At 71.3% G+C, this 289-nt stretch carries 1 protein-coding gene; it reads left to right on the top strand.

The window, feature by feature from the left end:
- On the top strand, window positions 1-289 hold a 289-nt coding region (locus tag ACZYSP_RS35505), incomplete at both ends, for a tripartite tricarboxylate transporter substrate-binding protein (protein ID WP_489019250.1).

The raw sequence follows: 289 nt of genomic DNA, 5'->3' as shown, positions 1-289 counted from the left end.
GGCCTACGGCTCCAATGGCAACGGCACGGCGCAGCACCTGATCGGCACGCAGTTCCAGTCCAGCACCGGCACCACGCTGCGGCACGTGCCCTACAAGGGCAGCGGCCCGCTCACCACCGACCTGCTCGGCGGCCAGGTGGCGATGTCCTTCGACACCATCACGCCGGTGCTGCAGCACATCACGGGCGGCAAGCTGCGCGCGCTGGCCGTGACCACGGCGCGCCGCTCGTCGGTGCTGCCCGACGTGCCGACGCTGGAGGAAGCGGGGCTCAAGGGCTTCGACATCGGC

The sequence above is a fragment of the Variovorax sp. F042 genome (assembly GCF_057814215.1).
The sequence above is the reverse complement of the archived record's forward strand: the minus strand, read 5'-3'. Positions and strand labels throughout refer to the sequence as shown.